Below are 1023 nucleotides of genomic sequence, written 5' to 3'. Positions count from 1 at the left end.
GGGCCCCCGCCCGGCGCCGCCGCGCACTGCGCGACCACCTCACGCACCAGACCCACGTTCACCCGCTCCGCCCGGGGGTCCGACGCGGCGGCCCGCCACGAGCCCCGGCCCCTCATGTGCGCGACCAGGTGGATCACCGCGTCGGCGCCGCGGACCGCGTCGGCGACGGCGCCCTCCTCGGTGAGATCGGTGCGCACCACCGCGGTCACCGCCCGGCCGCCGGCCGGTACGGCGAACGGACCGCGCGCCACCGCGCGCAGCCGTATCCGGCGGCGGGAGAGCTCGCGCACCACGGCGGAACCGATGTACCCGGAGGCGCCTAGGACGACGACCAGGGGGCGGCGTGACGCGTCCCACCCGGCATCGGAGGAAAGGGGACCGGCCATTGCTGTTGCCTCTTCTCGTGGCGGATTGCCGCTTTTCGTGACGGGACGCCGCCCGCCCGCTCGAGGACTACTCGTCCCCGGGTCCAGTGGGAACGGTTCCGCGTGTTCATGGCCCGGGTGTCGCGGCACAATCGGCGACGTCCCGTCCATCGATCCGGCCCCTGGGGGAGTTGTTCATGCGTGTGCTGATCGCGGCTTTCGCGCACACCTCGCATTTCCATGGCTTCGTGCCTCTCGCCGGGGCCTTGCGCGCCGCGGGACACGACGTGCGGGTGGCCAGCCAGCCCGGTTTCGCGGACGCGATCACCGGGGCCGGGCTGACCGCCGTACCGGTGGGCGACGACCACCGGCTGCTCGAAGCGATGCGGGAGAAGGGCGCGGAACTCCAGAAGTACTCCGCGGACATCGACCTGCCCCGGCCCGAAGCGTTCGACTGGGACTACCTGTTCAACCTGTACGACCTGTCCGTTCCCTACTTCTACTCGGTGATCAACGACGAGTCGTTCGTCCGGGACCTCGTCGGGTACGCCCGTCAGTGGGGGCCGGACCTGGTGCTGTGGGAGCCATACACGTTCGCCGGGGCGATCGCCGCCCGGGCATGCGGCGCCGCCCACGCACGGGTGCTGAGCGCGAGCGA

1 protein-coding gene and 1 pseudogene are annotated in these 1023 nt (G+C 72.3%); one reads left to right on the top strand and one right to left on the bottom strand.

Annotated features, from left to right (window positions below; all coding sequences use genetic code 11):
- The coding region (locus ACZ5CR_RS47530; RefSeq protein WP_468870312.1) for an NAD-dependent epimerase/dehydratase family protein at positions 1-386 on the bottom strand (386 nt) is incomplete at its 3' end.
- Between the two features lie 176 nt (positions 387-562).
- On the opposite strand from ACZ5CR_RS47530, the pseudogene ACZ5CR_RS47525 reads away from it, so the two are divergent.
- Positions 563-1023: pseudogene (locus ACZ5CR_RS47525) on the top strand (hypothetical protein); the annotation flags it as partial.

Source organism: Streptomyces sp. NPDC031274 (assembly GCF_055570235.1).
Note: the sequence above shows the minus strand (reverse complement) of the source record. Positions and strands in the feature narration are given on the sequence as shown.